19 protein-coding genes are annotated in these 17,405 nt (G+C 68.5%); 7 read left to right on the forward strand and 12 right to left on the reverse strand.

Annotated elements, in window-relative coordinates:
* Window position 1 precedes the first annotated feature (1 nt).
* Window positions 2-781 (forward strand): EI24 domain-containing protein, encoded by a 780-nt coding sequence (locus NA3_RS05390; protein ID WP_062962463.1) that lies wholly within the window; start codon window positions 2-4, stop codon window positions 779-781.
* Between the two features lie 63 nt (window positions 782-844).
* Here the strand turns inward: NA3_RS05390 and NA3_RS05395 are convergent, their stop codons facing one another.
* Window positions 845-1,294: a GNAT family N-acetyltransferase gene (locus NA3_RS05395; RefSeq protein ID WP_030513138.1), complete on the reverse strand. Its 450-nt coding sequence runs from the start codon at window positions 1,292-1,294 to the stop codon at window positions 845-847.
* Window positions 1,295-1,315: 21 nt separating this feature from the next.
* Window positions 1,316-2,833: a malate dehydrogenase (quinone) gene (mqo, locus tag NA3_RS05400; RefSeq protein ID WP_062962871.1), complete on the reverse strand. Its 1,518-nt coding sequence runs from the start codon at window positions 2,831-2,833 to the stop codon at window positions 1,316-1,318.
* A gap of 191 nt (window positions 2,834-3,024) precedes the next feature.
* Between mqo and NA3_RS05405 the strand changes: the two genes are divergently transcribed.
* The gene (locus NA3_RS05405; protein ID WP_227995015.1) at window positions 3,025-4,038 is read left to right on the forward strand and encodes an alpha/beta hydrolase; all 1,014 of its coding nucleotides are present in this window, start codon (window positions 3,025-3,027) and stop codon (window positions 4,036-4,038) included.
* 35 nt (window positions 4,039-4,073) lie between these two features.
* Here NA3_RS05405 and NA3_RS05410 read toward each other — a convergent pair whose 3' ends face one another.
* The 5 genes from NA3_RS05410 to NA3_RS05430 form a co-directional block, all read right to left on the reverse strand.
* Window positions 4,074-4,634: an alpha/beta fold hydrolase gene (locus NA3_RS05410; RefSeq protein ID WP_062962464.1), complete on the reverse strand. Its 561-nt coding sequence runs from the start codon at window positions 4,632-4,634 to the stop codon at window positions 4,074-4,076.
* 201 nt (window positions 4,635-4,835) lie between these two features.
* Window positions 4,836-6,467, reverse strand: coding sequence for a cobyric acid synthase (locus NA3_RS05415; RefSeq protein ID WP_062962465.1), 1,632 nt, complete (start codon window positions 6,465-6,467; stop codon window positions 4,836-4,838).
* A gap of 31 nt (window positions 6,468-6,498) precedes the next feature.
* The gene (map, locus tag NA3_RS05420) at window positions 6,499-7,362 is read right to left on the reverse strand and encodes a type I methionyl aminopeptidase (RefSeq protein WP_062962466.1); all 864 of its coding nucleotides are present in this window, start codon (window positions 7,360-7,362) and stop codon (window positions 6,499-6,501) included.
* A 59-nt stretch (window positions 7,363-7,421) separates the two neighbouring features.
* Complete coding sequence (locus NA3_RS05425; protein WP_227995013.1) at window positions 7,422-7,853, reverse strand: hypothetical protein; 432 nt, start codon at window positions 7,851-7,853, stop codon at window positions 7,422-7,424.
* A 281-nt stretch (window positions 7,854-8,134) separates the two neighbouring features.
* Entirely contained in the window at window positions 8,135-8,749 is a 615-nt protein-coding gene (locus tag NA3_RS05430; RefSeq protein WP_062962467.1) for a TetR/AcrR family transcriptional regulator, read from the reverse strand.
* 75 nt (window positions 8,750-8,824) lie between these two features.
* Between NA3_RS05430 and NA3_RS05435 the strand changes: the two genes are divergently transcribed.
* On the forward strand, window positions 8,825-9,379 hold the full coding sequence (locus NA3_RS05435; protein ID WP_062962468.1) for a peroxiredoxin-like family protein: 555 nt from the start codon (window positions 8,825-8,827) through the stop codon (window positions 9,377-9,379).
* Window positions 9,376-9,996 (forward strand): YHS domain-containing protein, encoded by a 621-nt coding sequence (locus NA3_RS05440; RefSeq protein WP_062962469.1) that lies wholly within the window; start codon window positions 9,376-9,378, stop codon window positions 9,994-9,996. The genes NA3_RS05435 and NA3_RS05440 overlap by 4 nt, the downstream gene beginning before the upstream one ends.
* 15 nt (window positions 9,997-10,011) lie before the next feature.
* Here the strand turns inward: NA3_RS05440 and NA3_RS05445 are convergent, their stop codons facing one another.
* Window positions 10,012-10,773 (reverse strand): pirin family protein, encoded by a 762-nt coding sequence (locus tag NA3_RS05445; protein WP_062962470.1) that lies wholly within the window; start codon window positions 10,771-10,773, stop codon window positions 10,012-10,014.
* A gap of 178 nt (window positions 10,774-10,951) precedes the next feature.
* Here NA3_RS05445 and NA3_RS05450 point away from each other — a divergent pair, with 178 nt between their 5' ends.
* A complete protein-coding gene (locus NA3_RS05450; RefSeq protein WP_062962471.1) occupies window positions 10,952-11,815 on the forward strand; it encodes a helix-turn-helix domain-containing protein in 864 nt (287 codons plus the stop codon).
* A gap of 21 nt (window positions 11,816-11,836) precedes the next feature.
* On the opposite strand, the gene NA3_RS05455 is transcribed toward NA3_RS05450, so the two are convergent.
* Window positions 11,837-12,658, reverse strand: coding sequence for an ABC transporter permease (locus NA3_RS05455; RefSeq protein WP_084491236.1), 822 nt, complete (start codon window positions 12,656-12,658; stop codon window positions 11,837-11,839).
* The gene (locus NA3_RS05460) at window positions 12,655-13,488 is read right to left on the reverse strand and encodes an ABC transporter permease (protein ID WP_084491336.1); all 834 of its coding nucleotides are present in this window, start codon (window positions 13,486-13,488) and stop codon (window positions 12,655-12,657) included. The genes NA3_RS05455 and NA3_RS05460 overlap by 4 nt, the downstream gene beginning before the upstream one ends.
* Window positions 13,489-13,668: 180 nt before the next feature.
* Between NA3_RS05460 and NA3_RS05465 the strand changes: the two genes are divergently transcribed.
* Complete coding sequence (locus tag NA3_RS05465) at window positions 13,669-14,187, forward strand: peroxynitrite isomerase (RefSeq protein ID WP_062962472.1); 519 nt, start codon at window positions 13,669-13,671, stop codon at window positions 14,185-14,187.
* 167 nt (window positions 14,188-14,354) lie between these two features.
* Window positions 14,355-14,510, forward strand: a complete 156-nt coding sequence (locus NA3_RS36670) for a hypothetical protein (protein ID WP_156055460.1) — start codon at window positions 14,355-14,357, stop codon at window positions 14,508-14,510.
* Window positions 14,511-14,626: 116 nt separating this feature from the next.
* Here NA3_RS36670 and NA3_RS05470 read toward each other — a convergent pair whose 3' ends face one another.
* Window positions 14,627-16,432: a penicillin-binding transpeptidase domain-containing protein gene (locus tag NA3_RS05470; protein ID WP_062962473.1), complete on the reverse strand. Its 1,806-nt coding sequence runs from the start codon at window positions 16,430-16,432 to the stop codon at window positions 14,627-14,629.
* Between the two features lie 81 nt (window positions 16,433-16,513).
* Entirely contained in the window at window positions 16,514-17,374 is an 861-nt protein-coding gene (locus tag NA3_RS05475; RefSeq protein ID WP_084491238.1) for a GNAT family N-acetyltransferase, read from the reverse strand.
* Window positions 17,375-17,405: the final 31 nt, after the last annotated feature.

The raw sequence follows: 17,405 nt of genomic DNA on the forward strand, positions 1-17,405 counted from the left end.
GGTGCGGGATGTGGTGCGGGGCTTCGGGTATCTGGTGCGGGGGCAGCGGTGGGCGGTGGCGCATCGGCGGGAGCTGGGGCTGGGGCTGCTGCCGGGGGTGATCGCGATGGTGCTGTACTTGGGATTGCTGGTGGCGCTGGTGTCGTTCGCGGGGGATCTGGTGGCGTGGGCGACGCCCTTCGCGGCGCAGTGGGCGTCGCCGTGGGCCGGTCTGTTGCGCGGCGGCCTGGCCGTACTACTGGTGCTGCTCGGGCTGTTCTTGGCGGTGATCACGTTCACCGCGGTGACGCTGGTGATCGGCCAGCCGTTCTACGAGGCCCTGTCGGAACGGGTGGATCGGTCGCTGTCGGCCGACGGCCGTGCGCCGGAATCGGGTCTGCCGCTGTGGCGCGAGGTCTGGATCGGGATCCGCGATGGGGTACGGATTCTGATCCGGGCGGCGGTGTGGGGCGTGGTGCTGTTCTGCGCCGGATTCCTGCCGGTCGTGGGGCAGACGGTGATACCGGTACTCGGGGTGTGCGTGGCCGGGTTCTTCCTGGCTCAGGAACTGACCGGGGTCGCGATGCTGCGCCGCGGAATCGAATTGCGCGATCATCTGACAATGCTGCGATCGCGTCGAATGCTCGTGTGGGGCTTCGGTATTCCGCTGGCGGCCGCATTCCTCGTGCCGTTCGTGGCGATCGTCCTCATGCCGGGCGCGGTCGCCGGCGCCACCATGCTCGCCCGCGAATTGTGTGGTGCGGACTGCGATCCGGCACGGAGCCGATCACCGCGCCCGTGACATGAGAGGGCCCCGCACCCGGAACGGGATACGGGGCCGGCATCTCCGTGACGGACCCGCCACTCAGCCCCTGCGCATGGGGATGTGCGCGATGCCGTCCTCCTCGTACTCCTCGCCGTCGGGCTTGAACCCGTGCTTGGTGTAGAGGTCGACCAGGTAGGTCTGGGCGTTCAAACGCACTGTCGCCGAACCGGCTTCGGCGATGGCGGCCTGCAGCACCCGGGTGGTGTAGCCGTGACCGCGCGCCTCGGGAGTGGTGCACAGCCGGCCGATGCGGAACGACTTCACCCCGTTGTTGTGCTCCTCGAGCAGCCGCAGGGTGCAGATAATCTCACCCTCGTCGTCGAGCCAGAAGTGACGTGTCTCGGGGAGCAGATCGAGCCCGTCCAGTTCCGGATAAGCGCATTTCTGCTCCACGACGAACACTTCGACGCGCAGTTTCAACAGCTTGTACAGCGTCGCGGTATCGAGATCCGCGGCCCACGACCGTTTGAGCGCAACCGTTGACATCATCGCGTCTTGCTATCACATGTTTCAGCTGTGCGCGACCCCTGCGGCGATCGGCGTGTTGTCGACCCGGCCGCTGCCGTTGAGATGAAGGGCCTTCGTCGACCAGTCCCACACCTCGTGGAACAGCGCCTGGTTCTCCGACAGCTTCACACCCAGCGACGGCACCATTTCCTTGAGTTTCGGTGTCCAGGAGGAGTATTCGCTCGGGAAGCAGCGCTGCAGCACGTCGATCATCGCGCTGACACAGGTGGACGCGCCGGGCGAGGCGCCGAGCAGTCCGGCGATGGAACCGTCACCGGCGGCGATCACCGCGGTGCCGAGCTCCAGGACGCCGCCGGCACCCTTGCGCCGGATGATCTGCACGCGCTGACCGGCGGTGATCAGCTCCCAGTCGTGACCGTCGGCGCGCGGGATGAACTCCTCCATGGTGTTCACCTTGCCCGCCGGCGACTTCAGCAGTTCGCTGACGAGGTACTTGACCAGGCCGAGTTCGGTGACGCCGACACCCAGCATCGGGGTGACGTTACCGGCCCGCACCGACTTGAGCAGATCGCTGAACTTGCCGTCCTTGAGGAACTTCGGGGTCCAGCCGGCGTAGGGGCCGAACAGCAGGCCCGGCTTGCCGTTGATGACGCGAGTGTCCAAGTGCGGCACCGACATCGGCGGCGCACCGACGGCGGCCTTGCCGTAGACCTTGGCGTCGTGCTTGGCGATGAGCTCGGGGTTGGTGCAGCGCAGGAACTGGCCACTGACCGGGAACCCGGCGAAGCCCTGGATCTCCTTGATGCCGGCCTTCTGCAGCAGCGGCAGCGCATACCCACCGGCGCCGACGAAGACGAACTTGGCGTTGAGCGTGCGCGTGGCGCGGGTGCGGGTGTTGCGGACCTTGACCGTCCAGCTGCCGTCGGACTGCTTGGACAGGTTGCGCACCTCGTTGCCGAACGCGATCTCCACGCCCGAGGAACCGAGGTAGGCCAGCAGCTGCTTGGTCAGCGCTCCGAAGTCGATATCGGTACCGGTCTGGGTCCAGTTCAGCGCGACCGGCTCGGAGAAGTCACGGCCCCGGGCCATCAGGGGCAGGCGGCGGGTGAACTCGTCCGGGCTGTCGATGAATTCCATACCCTCGAACAGCGGGTGCCGGGCCAGCGCGGCGTGACGCTTGCGCAGATACTCCACACCGTCGGCGCCGTGGCAGAAGCTCACGTGCGGAATGGGATTGATGAAGCCCGAGGGGTCGGCGAGCACGCCGTTCTCGGCGCCGTAGGCCCAGAACTGGCGCGACACCTGGAAGCGCTCGTTGATATCGATCGCCTTGGTGATGTCGACCGAACCGTCGGCGGCCTGCGGCGTGTAGTTGAGCTCGCACAGCGCCGAGTGGCCGGTGCCCGCGTTGTTCCACGGGTCGCTGCTCTCGGGCGCGGCCGCGTCCAGCCGCTCGAACATGGTGATGGACCAGTCGGGCTGCAACTGGCGAAGCAGTGCACCCAGGGTGGCACTCATGATGCCGGCACCGATGAGGACTACATCGGTCTTTTCAGTCATCGCAGCGTTCGGCACGGGGTGATCGACTTCCTTGTCCAGCGCGGGCACTTGGTGGGCGGCTAATGAGGTTACCCGCCGTTCACTTCAACTTGATTCTGCCCCTCACCATGCCCGTTTCCGAAACCGTCACACATGCAGGTTCGCCACGGCTCGACGTGCAGGCCCCTGAGCGGGTCGAATATCGTGAGGCTGTGACGAACGAGACGCCCCTGGCCCCGTCGACCACCCACGCCTGGCAGCCCGATGTTCTGGGCGAGGGATACCGGCAGCTGACCATCCCACTCGGGCCCGATCCCGACGGTGAGGGCGTCGTCGACGCCACCCTGGTCCGCCACGAGCCCGATATCGCCGAGCCGGCCACCGGCGCCGTGCTGTACGTCCACGGTTTCACCGACTACTTCTTCCAGAAGCACCTCGCCGAGCACATGAGTGCGCGCGGCTACCGCTTCTACGCCCTGGACCTGCGCAAGTGCGGACGCTCCCGCCGCCCCGGTCAGACGGCGCACTACGTCAGCGACCTGCGGCTCTACGACACGGAACTGGACCGCGCGGTCGAGATCGTGCGCGAGGAGACCGGGTTGCCGGTACTGCTGATGGCCCACTCCACCGGCGGCCTGGTGTTGCCGCTGTGGCTGAACCGCCGCGACGCCGCCGACCGGGGCATCACCGGACTCGTGCTGAACAGCCCCTGGTTCGATCTGCAGGGCCCGGCCTACTACCGCCACATCGGCACCGCCGTGATCGGCGGCGTGGGACGGTTGCGCGCGATGACGCGCCTGCCCGGCGGCGAGCTCAGCACCTACGGCGACAGCCTGCACACCAGCGTCGCGGGCGAATGGGACTATGACCTGGATTGGAAGCCGCTGGGTGGGTTCCCGGTGCATCTGGGCTGGCTGCGCGCCATCCGCAGGGGCCATGCGGAGCTGCATCGCGGCCTCGACGTCGGCGTTCCGGCGCTGATCCTGCGGTCGAAGGTGACGAAGTTCATGCGCAAATACGGCCCGGCCGCGGATGTGTCGGATGTGGTGCTCGACGTCCGCCAGATTCAGCGCTGGTCCGGATGTCTGGGCGGCCGCACCAACATCGTGCCCATCGAGGGCGCCCGCCACGACGTGTTCCTGTCGGCGCCGGAGGTGCGCTCACGCGCGTTCACCGAACTGGACGCGTGGCTGAGCTGGCTGCGCGACTTCCGCGCCGCGGACTGAACAGCGTTGCCGCGCAGGGCCTGTCGCGAACCCGCTCACCACAGACCGGAGCGCAGCACGATCTCGGTGGCGAATTCGTGATCGGCCTTGAGCGGCACATCGGCGGTATCGACCTGGGTGACGCGGAATTCGCCGAAGACGTGGCGACCGCAGGAATCGGCCACCGTGCGCGGCAGGTCCTCGGTGGCGATGACGGTGGTGGGCAGCTCCACGGCCGGGCAGGTGGCGTCGGCGGCGGTCCCGTCCACGGCGACGGCCGGATGCGCTCGCCCGGCCACCACCAGTCCGACGAAGCGGCCGAAGCCGCGCGCGCCCAGCTGCCAGGCCAGTTCCGCGCCCGCGCCGTAGCCGGCCAGGTTGGCCCAGGCCACGCCGAGATCGTCGAGGATCGCATACACCGCGGCCTTGTCCAGGCCGTCGATCGACTCCACCGTGATGGTGCGCAGATCGGAGTTGTGCAGTCGCTCGCACACCTGGTCGTAGACGTCGGCCGAAGCTCCGGCGTCGGGTAGCAGCAGCACCGTATGCCTGGACTCCGGCCCGCCGACTCGTACGGTCCAGGCGCGGTCACCGACCGCGATTCGCCGGGTCTCCATGCCGATCAACGCTACACGGGAGCGGGCGGGCGCACGCCATGTCCTCGGCCACTTCATCGCCCGGTGATGACCCGGATCGCAGCGCTGTGAGGTGGGCGGCCTCGGCACCGGAAACTCGACCTCGGCACATCGAGCGAGTTCGGCATCTGCCCGCGAACGGATTTGCAGCCCCGCGCGCACCGGCCCCGCCGGGCCCGGCACTCACCGGCCGACGGTGAGGGTGGGCAGCCCCGCGGGTACGCCGTCGCTGATCAGGCGCTCGAGCGCCGCGATGTCGAGGTATTTCTCGATCAGATCGGCCAGCAGATCCACTTGAGCGGTCCGCACCGCCTCCACACAGGTATCGGAGGCGACCACGAAGCCGGTGCGACCGGCCTGCCGCGCGGCCTCTCCCAGCCACGCGCGGCGGAACTCGTCGGATTCCAGCAGCCCGTGCAGATGTGTGCCGCGAACGGCCCCGCGCACGCTGCCTTCGCCGACCGCGATCCCCGCGCCTCGGACTCGCACGTGGCTGTCGGCGTCAGCTACGCGGGCCGCCCGAACGCTGCCGCCACGCCCGTCCGGATCCGTCTCGGCACCGTTGGTCTCGACCCAGGCCGGATCGCCGCTGCGCCGCACCCGGCCGTGGTGGATCTCATAGCCGGACAACGGGATTCCGACAACAGCTCCCCCGCTCGCCGCGCCGTGGCCGGCCCTGCGGCGCAGCACCTTCGGATCGGCGAATTCGATCTCGAGGTCCAGCAGGCCGAGACCGGCAACCTCGCCCGCCCCGGATTCGACGTCGTCGTGGATGCGGCGGCCGAGCATCTGATAGCCACCGCAGATGCCCAGCACCGGCCTTCCCGCGCCGGCGTGGGCCGCGATCGCGTCCGCGATTCCGGTGCGGCGCAACCAGTTCAGATCCGAGACCGTGGATTTGCTCCCCGGAACGACGACCACGTCCACGCCGGCCAGCCGCGACGGGTCGCTCACCCAGCGCACCGAGACTCCCGGTTCGCAGGCCAGCGCCTCGATATCGGTGGAGTTGGAGATGCGTGGCAGCCGGATCGCGGCGACGCTCAGCCACTCGGTGCCCACCGGTGGGCGGGGGCGGCCGACCGGGGCATCCGCGACCGTGCCGAGGGAATCCTCCGCGTCGATCCACAGCTCGTCGCTGAAAGGCATGACGCCGAGCGTCGGACGGCCGGTGAGCGCGGTCAGCTGGTCCAGCCCGGGCCGCAGCAAGTCCACGTCGCCGCGGAATTTGTTGACGATGTAGCCCGAGATCAGCCGCTGATCCTCGGGGTCGAGAATCGCCACGGTGCCGAACAGATGCGCCAGCACCCCGCCACGATCGATATCGCCCACCAGCAGTACCGGCAGCCGCGCCGCGCGCGCGAGACCCATATTCGCCAGATCGGTTGCGCGCAGGTTGATCTCGGCGGGTGAGCCGGCGCCCTCACAGATCACGACGTCGAACTCGGCGCGCAGGGCGGCCAGTTCCCCGGCCACCACCTCTCGCAACCGCCGCCGGTGCCGGAAATAGTCGCGGGCGCCCACGGTGTCGACGGCGCGGCCCCGCACCACCAGCTGCGAGCGGCGATCGCTGCCGGGTTTGAGCAGGACCGGATTGAACCGCACGCTGGGCTCGAGTCCGCAGGCGCGCGCCTGCAGTGCCTGCGCCCGGCCGATCTCACCCCCGTCCAGGGTGACGACCGAATTGTTGGACATGTTCTGCGCCTTGAACGGCGCCACCCGCACGCCGCGCCGCGCCAGCATCCGGCAGATGCCGGCCACCACCACGCTTTTTCCGGCATCGGAGGTGGTACCGGCGACCAACAGCGCGCCGTTCACCGCGCCACCACGCCGGCCGCGCCCGTGAACCTCATGGGAGCGTGAGGATTTCGGCGCCTTCCTCGGTCACGACCAGCGTGTGCTCGAATTGCGCGGTCCACTTGCGGTCCTTGGTGACCACGGTCCAGCCGTCGTCCCAGATCTCGTAATCGATGCCGCCGAGGTTGATCATCGGCTCGATGGTGAAGGTCATGCCCGGCTCGATGACCGACTCGATGGCGGGCTGGTCGTAGTGCAGGATCACCAGGCCGCTGTGGAAGGTCGGGCCCACGCCGTGGCCGGTGAAGTCGCGGACCACGCCGTAGCCGAACCGGTTCGCATACGACTCGATGACGCGCCCGATCACGTTCAGCGCACGCCCCGGGCGGACCGCCTTGATGGCCCGCATGGTGGCCTCGTGGGTGCGCTCCACCAGCAGCCGGGCCTCCTCGTCGACATCACCGGCGAGGAAGGTGGCGTTGGTGTCGCCGTGCACGCCGTTGATGTAGGCCGTGACGTCGATATTGACGATGTCGCCGTCCTCGATCACGGTCGAGTCCGGAATGCCGTGGCAGATCACCTCGTTCAGCGAGGTGCAGCAGGATTTGGGGAAGCCCTTGTAACCGAGGGTCGACGGGTAGGCCCCGTGATCGCAGAGATACTCGTGCACGACCGCGTCGAGGTGGTCGGTGGTGACGCCCGGGGCGACGGCTTTACCGGCCTCCTGCAGCGCCTGGGCGGCCAGTTTGCTCGCCAGCCGCATCTTCTCGATGGTCTCCGGCGTCTGCACCCACGGCTCGCGGCCCTCGTTGACGGTCTTCTTCCAGGCGTACTCCGGCCGCTCGATCGAGCGCGGCACCTCGCGGACGGGCGAGAGCGTTCCGGGGACGAGCGGCTTGCGGGTGCGCACAGACATGTATTCAGACTATCCGCCCCGGGAGGCGGCCACGGCGGCGACGCCGCTGTGCGCTGCGGTTACCGGGCGGGCGGCGTGGCGACGCCGCTGACGAGGTCGGTATAGCCGTCGACCAGTTCGGCGAGGTGGTACCAGTGCTTGTGGGTGGTGTCGCTGCGGGCGCCGTCGCTGTCGATGGCGCGGTTGGCGGCGACCCAGCTGCCGGCCATGCGGTCGACCATCGGCCCGAGGACATCGGTGCGCAGCGCGACCCCGGTGCGATAGCCCGGCAGTTCGCGTTCCACCCATTCGTTGATGTCGTCGATGAGTTCACCGCGGCGGCAGTCGATTTCCGCGATGAGAATCGGGTCCGTGATCTGCGCGCGCCGGGTGTGCAGTTCGGCCAGCGCCCGGGCCGATCGCAACAGTTCGCGGTCCTGGAATCGCCGACCTTGGAAGGCGCACAACAATTGCGGAGCTGCGGGTAACGCATTGGCAATCGAAGTGGTCATCGTCGCACCGTCATCACTGATCTCCGGATTTCGCTCGTCCGTCGTTCGGATCGAATGTGGCGAATCTAAGGGTAGATCGGATTCTGCTCTTGCATATGCAAGAACGCAAGATTGCGTCCGCATTGCTGGAATCACGGTGTGGTCACAGTCTTCCCAGCCTCATATTATGCCCGCGACGTGCGATGATGCCTCGAGAACGACTGTGCTGGTAATCATTTCACGGGTCGACCGGTCGTGGCCGGAACCCGCGACGGCGCGTCGGCAACGATCTCGCGACACGCTCAGCGCGGCGCCAAACCACGCAAAACGATCTCCATACCGCCGCGAAATTCCTCCTCGGCCGAGATGTCGCGGGCGTGGGTGGCGGTGTCGACGAGATACGGATAGTCGGCCGTCGGCAGCGTCGCGATCGCCGCGGTGCCCGCACCGCCGATCGCGGCATAGTGCTCGTTCTCCAGACAGCCCAGCAGGAAGGCCACCAGCGTCCGCTGAGCTATCACTCGCTCGCGCCCCGTGAAACCACCCGCGGTGAGCGCGGCGAGCGTGGCATCCATCCATCGCAGCGCGGCCGGACTCGCGTGCCGGTGCCGCGGCACCAGCGGAGCCGTCGCCGGATGCGCCGCGACCGCAGCCCGCATGCGCTCGAGCAGTATCGCGAGCGTCGCCCGCCACTCGGCGTCGGCGGGGGTGGACACGTCGACCTCGCCGAGCACCCGGTCGACGATCAGCACTTCGAGGGCCTCACGGTCGGCGACGTAGCGGTACAGCGCCATGGTGGCCATGCCCAGTTCGGCGGCCACGGCACGCATCGTCAGGCCGGGCAGGCCGGCGCGGTCGATCACCGCCAGGGCCGCGGTCGACAGGTCCGCGGCGGTCAGCGAGCGAGGACGGGGCACGGATTGACAGCGTACAAGATACGCGCATACTGGTTCGTAGGCGTACGAGGTACGCCTACCTACCGAGGAGCATTCATGTCGGCACCCACCACCGTCGCGAGCCGGACCCTGATCGCCGTCACCGGCACCGCGATTCCCGTCCCGGATCCCGATCGCCTGATTCATCTGCAATTCCGCCGTTTCGCCGGATGTCCCATCTGTCACCGGCATCTGCGCACCTTCATCACCCGGCATGCCGAAATCGCCGCCGCCGGAATCCGCGAGGTCGCCGTCTTCCATTCCGCGGCGGACGAATTGACCGACTACGCCGCCGATATCCCGCTGGACCTGATCGCGGATCCGGACAAGACGCTGTATCGCGAATTCGGCGTGGAATCCGCGCCTCGCGCACTGCTGCATCCGCGGGCATGGCCGGGTATCGCGCGGGCGGTCGGCAGCGCCGTCGGTCCGATGGCACGTGGCGAGCAACCCACGCCCCGCGGCACGCCGCAGGGCGGTCGCCTCGGCCTGCCCGCCGATTTCCTCATCGCCTCCGACGGCTCGATCGCCGCCGCCTATTACGGCTCACACGCCGACGACCAGTGGTCGGTCGACGAATTGCTCTCCCACGCAAAGGTATTCCGCTCATGATGACCATCGAACTCTTCGTCTCCGAGGCCACACCGACGCGCGAGCGCCGCGCCGCGCTGGCCGACCGCATCCTGCACGCCCTGACCACCGGCGAATCCGCGCCCGAGCAAGTCCTGGCTCGCGCCCGGGAGTTGACCCACGTGCTGATCCACACGCCGGAGGTGTGGGCGACCGGCGGTCCCGATCCCTCGACCGCACCGCGCTATCTGGCCCGCGTGACGGTGCCCGGATCCTGGAGCAACACGGAGGGATTCGGCACGCATGTGATCGCGGCGATCACCGAGGCCGTCGCCGCGACCGAATCGGATCCGGACCGGCTGTCCCGTGCCCCGCATTGCCTGGTGCAGATCATCGGCCTGCGCGAGGGCAATGTCGGCACGCTGGGGCACGCGACCTCCGGAACCGAGATCACCCGGCTGATCACCCAGGACTACCACCCGGCCGAGGATCACCGGGACGTGCCCGACGGCCATGTGATCGACCCGGTGTGCGGGATGACCGTGGAGTGGGCGACCGCGCGCTTCACCCTGACGCACGACGGCGTCGACCATGCCTTCTGCGCGCCGACCTGCCGAAAGGCCTTCGCCGAGGAGCATTCGATCATCGCAGGCGGCTGAGCCGGTCCGGCCGGATCAGCTCGTACTCGCGTGCATCTCCCAGATCAGCACCTCGCTCGGCGCCACGGCCGTGATGCGTTGCCCGCCGGTGCCCGTGGTGCGTACCGCGTCACCGGCGGACAGGGTGGTCTGCTCGTCGGCCGGGCCCTCGAAGACGGCGGTTCCGCGGGCGAGGAAGATGTGGCCGAACGGCGCCTCCGGCACCAGCACCGAACGGCCCGGGTCCAGCCGTGCGACATGGAATGCCGCGTAGCGATTGCCGAGGGTGATCGCCGTCTCGGCGCGATGGCGAGGCATTCCGGATGCGACGGTGACCAACTCGTTGCGCGACAGGCCGGCCTCGACGTCGGCGTCCTGATAGCTCGGCGCGCGGCCGGCCTCGTCCGGCGGTATCCACATCTGCACCACGTGCAGATTCGCGCGCTCGCCGTACACCGCGCCGTTGCGCTCGGAATGCAGGATTCCGGTTCCCGCGCTCATGCGCTGGGCCAGGCCCGGCCGGATCAGCCCGGAATGACCTTCCGAATCCTGGTGCACCACAGTGCCTTCCAGCACCCAGGTGACGATCTCGGTATTCAGATGCTGATGCGTGTCGAAACCCGCACCGGCCTCGACGACATCCTCGTTGTGCACCAGCAACATTCCGTGTGCGTTGGCGGCGAGATCGAAATTTCCGGTCGCGGGAAACGACTGGCGGGAATCGAGCCATTCGTTCCGCCAGCCGTATCGCTGGTCGGACCGTACGATCCGCACCGCCTCCACTGCCGTCGGCGCCATGGCGATCGACCTCCGTTCCACCTGTGTTCTCCTGCTGCAATCCCCGGGCAATCGTGGATATTCCCGGGTGGGAACGACCGCGCCGGGACCTGCGGCGCGGGCGGTATGCTCGCCCGACCGTTCCCGAATCCGTGGAACGCGCTCGAGCGTCCCGAATCTCACAAGGAGTGCGCGCGCGATGGCAGGTAAACGCACGGTGCTGACGGTTCAGCTGCGGCGGTTGGCCGCACTGCTGTCGGAGATGCGTGAGCAGGCGGGGATCAGCAAAGAGGTGGTCAGCGCTCGCACCGGCATCAACGTCACCACGCTCTACCGGATCGAAACCGCGCAGGCGCGCCCGCAGCGGCGCACCCTCACCGCGATGCTCGACCTGTACGGCATCGGCGAACCGCAACGCTCCGACGCGGTGCAGTTGCTCATGGAAGCGCAGAAACCGGGCATGTCGCGCCCGTTCGAGGCCGCCGTCTCGGAGGTCTACGCCGCCTACATCAACTTCGAGACCGAGGCGCTGTCGGCGCGACTGTTCCAGACCTCGTTCATCCCCGGCCTGCTGCAGACCGAGCGCTATGCGTGGGCGGTCCTGGACACCGCGATGCCCAAGGTCGAGACGTCGGTGATCGAACAGCGCCTGCGGGCCCGGGTGGAGCGCTCGAAGGTGCTGACCCGCGACGGGAATCCGCTGGAGTTGTGGGTGGTCCTCGACGAGGCCGCCATCCGGCGGGTGGTCGGCGGGCCCGAGGTGATGCGCGAACAGTTGCTGCGGCTCACCGAGGACACCGACAAGCGCAATGTCATCCTGCAGGTGCTGCCGTTCGGCGCGGGTGCGCACCCGGCGATGGTCGGCTCCTTCGTCGTGCTCGACTTCCCCGATCCGGCCGACCCCGAACTGGTCTACGTCGAAGGGATCGCCGGCGACGATATCGTGGAGGGCCACAACGAGATTCGCCGATTCGGCGTGATGTTCGACCAGCTGCGCGCGATGGCACTGAGCCCGCGTGATTCCGCGGAGATGATCAACGAGATCGCCGAGGGCCTGCGCTGAGCGACGCCGGCCCGGCCCCGCTCACTGCCGGCTGGCACGCCGGAATCCGACCGCCGCCGGCACCGCGAACAGGACCATCGCACCGACCGACCATCCCACCGTCGCCCACAGCGGCCCGCGGGCCGATTCGCCGAGCGCCAGCGCGCTCATCGAGTCGATCGCCGTGGACAGCGGCTGATGGGCCACGATCGGCTGCGCCCATTCGGGGTAGGCGGGAAGCGGGACGAATCCGGTACTGAAGAACATCAGTAGCGAGGATCCGAGCGAAATGGCCTCTACCACGAACGTTTTCGCCGAATACACCGCCACCGCCGTCACCATGGTGGCGAATCCGATTCCGTAGAGCAGCGGCACCCCGAGCACCGCGAGTGCGGCGGCGGGACGGTGGAACCGGAAACCGAGCGCCATACCCACCGCGAAGAGCACCACCGTGCAGAGCACGATCCGGGCGACCTCGGCGAGCAGCCGCGACAGCAACCCCGAGGCGCGGTGGACCGGCAGCGCCCAGAAGCGGCCCAGCAGGCCCGCATCGCGTTCGCGGCCCAGCGTCACCGCCCCGGCCAGCGATCCCGACATCACCGACACCACGGTCACCATCGGCACCGAACCGTAGAGCGCGTCGACGCCGGAGAACGAAGAGATCTGCCGGCCGAGCACCGTATTCAGCATTATCAGCAGCAGCGCCGGGAAGACCAGGATCTGTGCCGTGGTGAGCGGATCGCGGCGCCAGCGCCGCAACAGCCGGCCGGTCTGCACCAGGGTCTGTGGCAGCAGATACCGCCAGCGCTCGGTATCCACCTGCACGGTCGCCAATTCGCGCACCGCCGTGTCCGCCCCGGTCATCGCTGCCTCCGTACCGCCAGCACCACCGACCCGACGCCGAAGACCAGCAGCCCGGCCACCGTCCACATCACACCCGGCCCGATCGTCGACCGGTCCACCGCCGTGGCGAAACCCGGCTTGTCACCCGCGAGCGCTCGCATCGCGTCGACGAACTGCGACACCGGCTGATTCCGCGCGAAACCCTGAATCCACGGCGGGAATTGCGAGGCCGGCGCGAACCCGGTGGACACCATGCCGAGAATCAATTGCGGCAGCATCAGCACCTGGGTGGTGGCCTCCGGCGACTTCGACAGCGCCCCCAGCAGATCACCGAACAGTCCCAGCATCACCCCGACCGACACCGAGAACAAGAGGAAACCCAGTGTCTCCCAGTTACTTCCGCCGAACCGAAAACCGATCACGTGCGCGGCCAGCAGCGCCGCCGCCAACGCGATGACGACGCGGTATCCGGTGGGGGCGGTGCGGGCCATCAACGGTGCGATCGAGGGAATGGGCATGGTCGCCAGCCGGGCATCGAGACCGTCGCGGGCATCGACCGCCGCACGCAGCGCGGCCGCGGACGCGCAGAACGACACCGCCTGCATGACGATCATCGGCATCAGGAACTGGGCGTAACTGCTCGCCCCGTGCCCGGCGAAAGTCATCACCCGATTCAGCGGTACGTAGAAACCCAGGGTGAACACCGTCGGCGCCAGCACCGCCGTCAACACCTCGCCGTTGCGCAGCGAGGGCCGGATCTGGCGCCGGGTGAGCACCCAGCACGGCAGCCACCAGCCGCGCAGCACGGCATGCGCGCTCCGCCGCGGCATCGCCTGGATACGCACGGTCATCGCCAGCTCCGTTCGCACGCGGTCGGCATCGGTCCATCACACCAGACACCGGACCGCCGCGGCGTGATCTCGGCGCGAGCGGGGCCCGATTCGCGATGTATGTCGTGGCCTACCCCGTCTCGTCCCGGACGAACCGGACTCGGCCGCGTGGTCGTCCCACCCTCGGCGCCGCGGGGAACTATGCTGTGCGCCGTGCTCGAACCCCAACCCGCCGTCGCGCCCCATCCGGATATCGCCCATCTGGCTCCGCTGCTGGGCACCTGGCGGGGCTCCGGTCACGGGGAGTATCCGACCATCGAGCCGTTCGACTATCACGAGGAAATCCGGTTCGGCCACGTCGGCCGCCCGTTCCTCACCTATCGGCAACGCACCCGCCACGCCGGCGACGGCCGCTCGCTGCACGCCGAAACCGGCTACCTGCGCGCGACCGGCGCGGACCGGGTGGAACTGATCCTCGCCCACCCCACCGGTATCACCGAGATCTGCGAAGGGCGGATCACAATCGCCGAGGACGGGCTGCGGCTCGAACTCGATTCCACGCATATCGGCACCTCCACGACGGCGAAATCGGTCACCGCGCTGGGCCGGTCGATCCATCTGTCCGGCGACACGATCGACTACACGCTGCGAATGGCGGCCGTCGGGCAACCGACGCAACACCATCTGTCGGCCAGCTTGCGCCGATCTGAACAGAATTAGAAATTGACAGTCTAACCGGGCTTTTCATGGCCTTTTCCGCTGCGCGTTCCGGCACAGGGGGTTGTCGGCGCGCGGTTCGCCGGTTTACGGTTTTCGGGGTCGGCTAACAGTCGGCGAACCGATGGTTCGATGCCAGTGGCTCTCACTCACCGACAAGGGAGAAGACCATGAAGCGTTCGACGCTCACGCTGATCACCGCGGGGATGATCCTCGCCGGGACCGGGGCCGTGGAGATTCTGGGAGACGGTTCGGCCGGGGCGTCACCCCCGACCGAGCACGCGACCTCGGCCACCGTCGGTGGAACGGAGGTGCAGGGACAATAAACGCCACCCGAACTACACAGCTTTCACCCCCGTGACCGGACGCCACCGAGCGTCCGGTCACGTGCATTCGGGGGGCTCGCCGCAATCTCGGTCCGCCGGGCGGGCCCACGGGCGGCTCAGGCACTGCCCGGTGGGAGAGCTGCCAGCATATCCCTGGTCACCGCGACCGCATTGTCGGAACTCCCGCCGCGTACCAGCAGCGTCGCCCATGCGAGATCGCCGCGAAATCCGATGAACCACGAATGCGATCCGCCGTCGACCTCCGCCTCACCGGTCTTGCCGAACACCTCCCCCTGGTCGGCGATCCGCTCGGCCGTACCCCCGGTGACCACCTTGCGCATCATCGCCTGCAGACCCTCCACCACCTGCGGCGACAGGCTCGGCCGGTCACCGTGCACGGCCGTCTCGTGCCCGGAGATCAGATACGGTGTCGGCGCCGACCCGTGCGCGACCGTCGCCGCCACCAGCGCCATGCCGAACGGGCTGACCACCACCTTGCCCTGACCGATCCCGTCCTCGGTGCGGACCACCTCGTCGTCGGCCCGTGGTACCGAACCCGACACGGTCGGCAACCCGGCGACGGTGTAGTCCGGGCCCACCCCCATCCGCGCGGCGGCGTCGGTCAGCGCCGCACCGGGCAGTTCGCTGGCCAATTTCGCGAAGGCCGTATTGCAGGACCGCTCGTACGCCGTCGACATCGGCACATCACCGAGGGAGAACAGGTCGTAGTTCGGAATTGTCCGCTCCCCCACCACGATCCGGCTCGGACACGGCACGACGGTATCCGGGTTCGCGATGTCCGCGGTCATCGCGGCGGCGGCGGTGACGGTTTTGAAGGTGGAGCCGGGCGGATACAGCCCGGTCGTCGCGACCGGCCCGTCGGTGTCGGCGGCCTCGTTCTGCGCCACCGCGAGGATGGCTCCGGTGGAAGGCTGGATCACCACCATCATGGTCTGCTCGCGACGCGGGTCCACGGCCCGCTGCGCGGCGTTCTGCACGGTGCGATCGATACTGAGCGAGAACGACGGAGCCGGTTGCGGCGCAACCTCTTTCAGCACATCGGTATCGACGCCGTCGGCGTTGACGGTGACCACACTCCAGCCCGCCTTGCCGTCGACCTCGTCGATGACGGTCTTGCGGATCTGCGTCATCAGGTCGGGCGCGAAATGCCTGTCGGTGGGCAGGAGGTCCCCCTGCCGGTCGGTGGTCACCCCGGGCAGGCCCAGCAACTGTCCGCTGACCTGGTCGAATTCCCAATCGCTGAGCCCCAGGACGAGAGCAGGACCGTGTTGTTTCCGGGCGGCGGCCAGGATCGCGTCGGTGGTCAGGGTGTCGTCGAACTGTTTCAGCGCGGCCGACAGCGCGCCGGCCACATAGCCCGGATCCGGGGCGTCGGACACCGTGAACGAAATCCTGTGCACCACACCCGGAACCAGGACGTCGCTGCCGGACCGTTCATTGACCCGCGCCCGCGGAGCCGGGGTGGTGCGCAGGTGCAGGCTCTGGGTGTCGCCCAGTTTCGGATGGATGTCGGAGGCACTCCAGCGCACCTTCCACTGCCCGCCGCTGCGGCCCATCTGCAACTGCCCGGAGTAGCTCCAGACGCGGTCCTTCGGCAGGGTCCACTCGTAGGTGTAGTCGACGGTGGCGGTGTCGCCGGTGACGCGCGCGGATCCGGTATGCGCGGTCAGGTGCTGTGCCTGCAGGTTCTGCCACGCCGAAGCCAATGCGGCCGAGGCCTTCTCCGGCTGGGTGGTCAGATCGGCGGCGTGCGCCGCGTCCTGGCGGGCGAAGGCGGACAGGAAGGAGTCGGCCGCGGCGACCGGCCCCTGCGGTCCGGACGAACACGCGCTCGCCGTCACCACCACGGCGGCGGCCGCACTCAGCACCAGCGCGCGCGGCGCACATCTCGACTTCGACATCGCCACCGATGGTAGCCAGCAGGTCGCTGGTAAACGTTGCGACACACTGGCTTTGCCCGGTGGGCACCGGAATCCGGGTGCTCAGTCCACGAGGATCGTCGCGAATGTCGCGACCTGATGGAAGCCGACCTTGGCGTAGGCGCGGCGGGCGACCTCGTTGTAGGAGTTCACGTACAGGCTCGCGGTGCGACCCGCCGCGACCACCGCATCGGCGACCGCGGCCGTCCCGGCGGTGCCCAGGCCCCGGCCGCGCCACTGTGGATGGACCCACACGCCCTGGATCTGACCGGTCCGCCGCGACATCGCCCCGACCTCGGCCTTGTAGACGACCTGACCGTCCTCGAAGCGCGCCCACGCGCGACCGGCTTCGATGAGGCTCGCCACCCGGCGCCGGTATCCGCGCCCACCGTCGCCGGCCCGCGGATCGACGCCGATCTCCTCGGTGAACATCGCGACCGCGGCGACCAGATACCGTTCCAGCTCGTCGCGCCGCACGCGGCGCACCTTCGGATCGGGTACGGCGTGGGCGCGGCCGTCGAGAGCCAGCAGCGGCTGATCGGAGCGGATCTCGCGCGGCGGACCCCACCGCTGTTCCAGCATCTCCCACAGCGGCAGCGCCAATTCCTGGCGGCCCACCACCGAGGAGCACAGCCGCGGCCAGCGTGCCGCGCGGTCGGCGAAGGCGCGCATATCGTCGGTCGTCCCGCGCAGCGGCACCAGATTGGCGCCGGAGAAGCACAGCGAATCCGCCGGGGTGCCCCGCGTCCACAGTTCCCCGCCGCCGCGGTTGTCCAGACCGTATTCCTGCAGGCGCGCGGCAACCATGCACCCGGCCACCGGATCGGTGTCCAGCACTTCCAGCACCTGTGCCAGATCGCGATCCGCGAGCTGACGAGCACCGGAAATCCGTGACCGGCGCGACGGTTCCAGCACACTCCGCACGCTCCCAGCCTGCCATGAACGACGCCTGCGT

This window comes from Nocardia africana NBRC 100379 (assembly GCF_001612635.1).
GTDB classification, from domain to species: Bacteria; Actinomycetota; Actinomycetes; order Mycobacteriales; family Mycobacteriaceae; genus Nocardia; species Nocardia africana.

Excerpts from the sequence above, each read along its gene's own strand:
- NA3_RS36670 (WP_156055460.1), top strand. The coding sequence starts at position 14,355 with ATGAAGCGTTCGACGCTCACGCTGATCACCGCGGGGATGATCCTCGCC.
- NA3_RS05450 (WP_062962471.1), top strand. The coding sequence starts at position 10,952 with ATGGCAGGTAAACGCACGGTGCTGACGGTTCAGCTGCGGCGGTTGGCC.
- NA3_RS05465 (WP_062962472.1), top strand. The coding sequence starts at position 13,669 with ATGCTGTGCGCCGTGCTCGAACCCCAACCCGCCGTCGCGCCCCATCCG.
- NA3_RS05445 (WP_062962470.1), bottom strand. The coding sequence starts at position 10,773 with ATGGCGCCGACGGCAGTGGAGGCGGTGCGGATCGTACGGTCCGACCAG.
- NA3_RS05440 (WP_062962469.1), top strand. The coding sequence starts at position 9,376 with ATGATGACCATCGAACTCTTCGTCTCCGAGGCCACACCGACGCGCGAG.
- map (WP_062962466.1), bottom strand. The coding sequence starts at position 7,362 with ATGTCTGTGCGCACCCGCAAGCCGCTCGTCCCCGGAACGCTCTCGCCC.
- mqo (WP_062962871.1), bottom strand. The coding sequence starts at position 2,833 with ATGACTGAAAAGACCGATGTAGTCCTCATCGGTGCCGGCATCATGAGT.
- NA3_RS05410 (WP_062962464.1), bottom strand. The coding sequence starts at position 4,634 with ATGGAGACCCGGCGAATCGCGGTCGGTGACCGCGCCTGGACCGTACGA.
- NA3_RS05470 (WP_062962473.1), bottom strand. The coding sequence starts at position 16,432 with ATGTCGAAGTCGAGATGTGCGCCGCGCGCGCTGGTGCTGAGTGCGGCC.
- NA3_RS05425 (WP_227995013.1), bottom strand. The coding sequence starts at position 7,853 with ATGACCACTTCGATTGCCAATGCGTTACCCGCAGCTCCGCAATTGTTG.
- NA3_RS05455 (WP_084491236.1), bottom strand. The coding sequence starts at position 12,658 with ATGACCGGGGCGGACACGGCGGTGCGCGAATTGGCGACCGTGCAGGTG.
- NA3_RS05395 (WP_030513138.1), bottom strand. The coding sequence starts at position 1,294 with ATGATGTCAACGGTTGCGCTCAAACGGTCGTGGGCCGCGGATCTCGAT.
- NA3_RS05435 (WP_062962468.1), top strand. The coding sequence starts at position 8,825 with ATGTCGGCACCCACCACCGTCGCGAGCCGGACCCTGATCGCCGTCACC.
- NA3_RS05460 (WP_084491336.1), bottom strand. The coding sequence starts at position 13,488 with ATGACCGTGCGTATCCAGGCGATGCCGCGGCGGAGCGCGCATGCCGTG.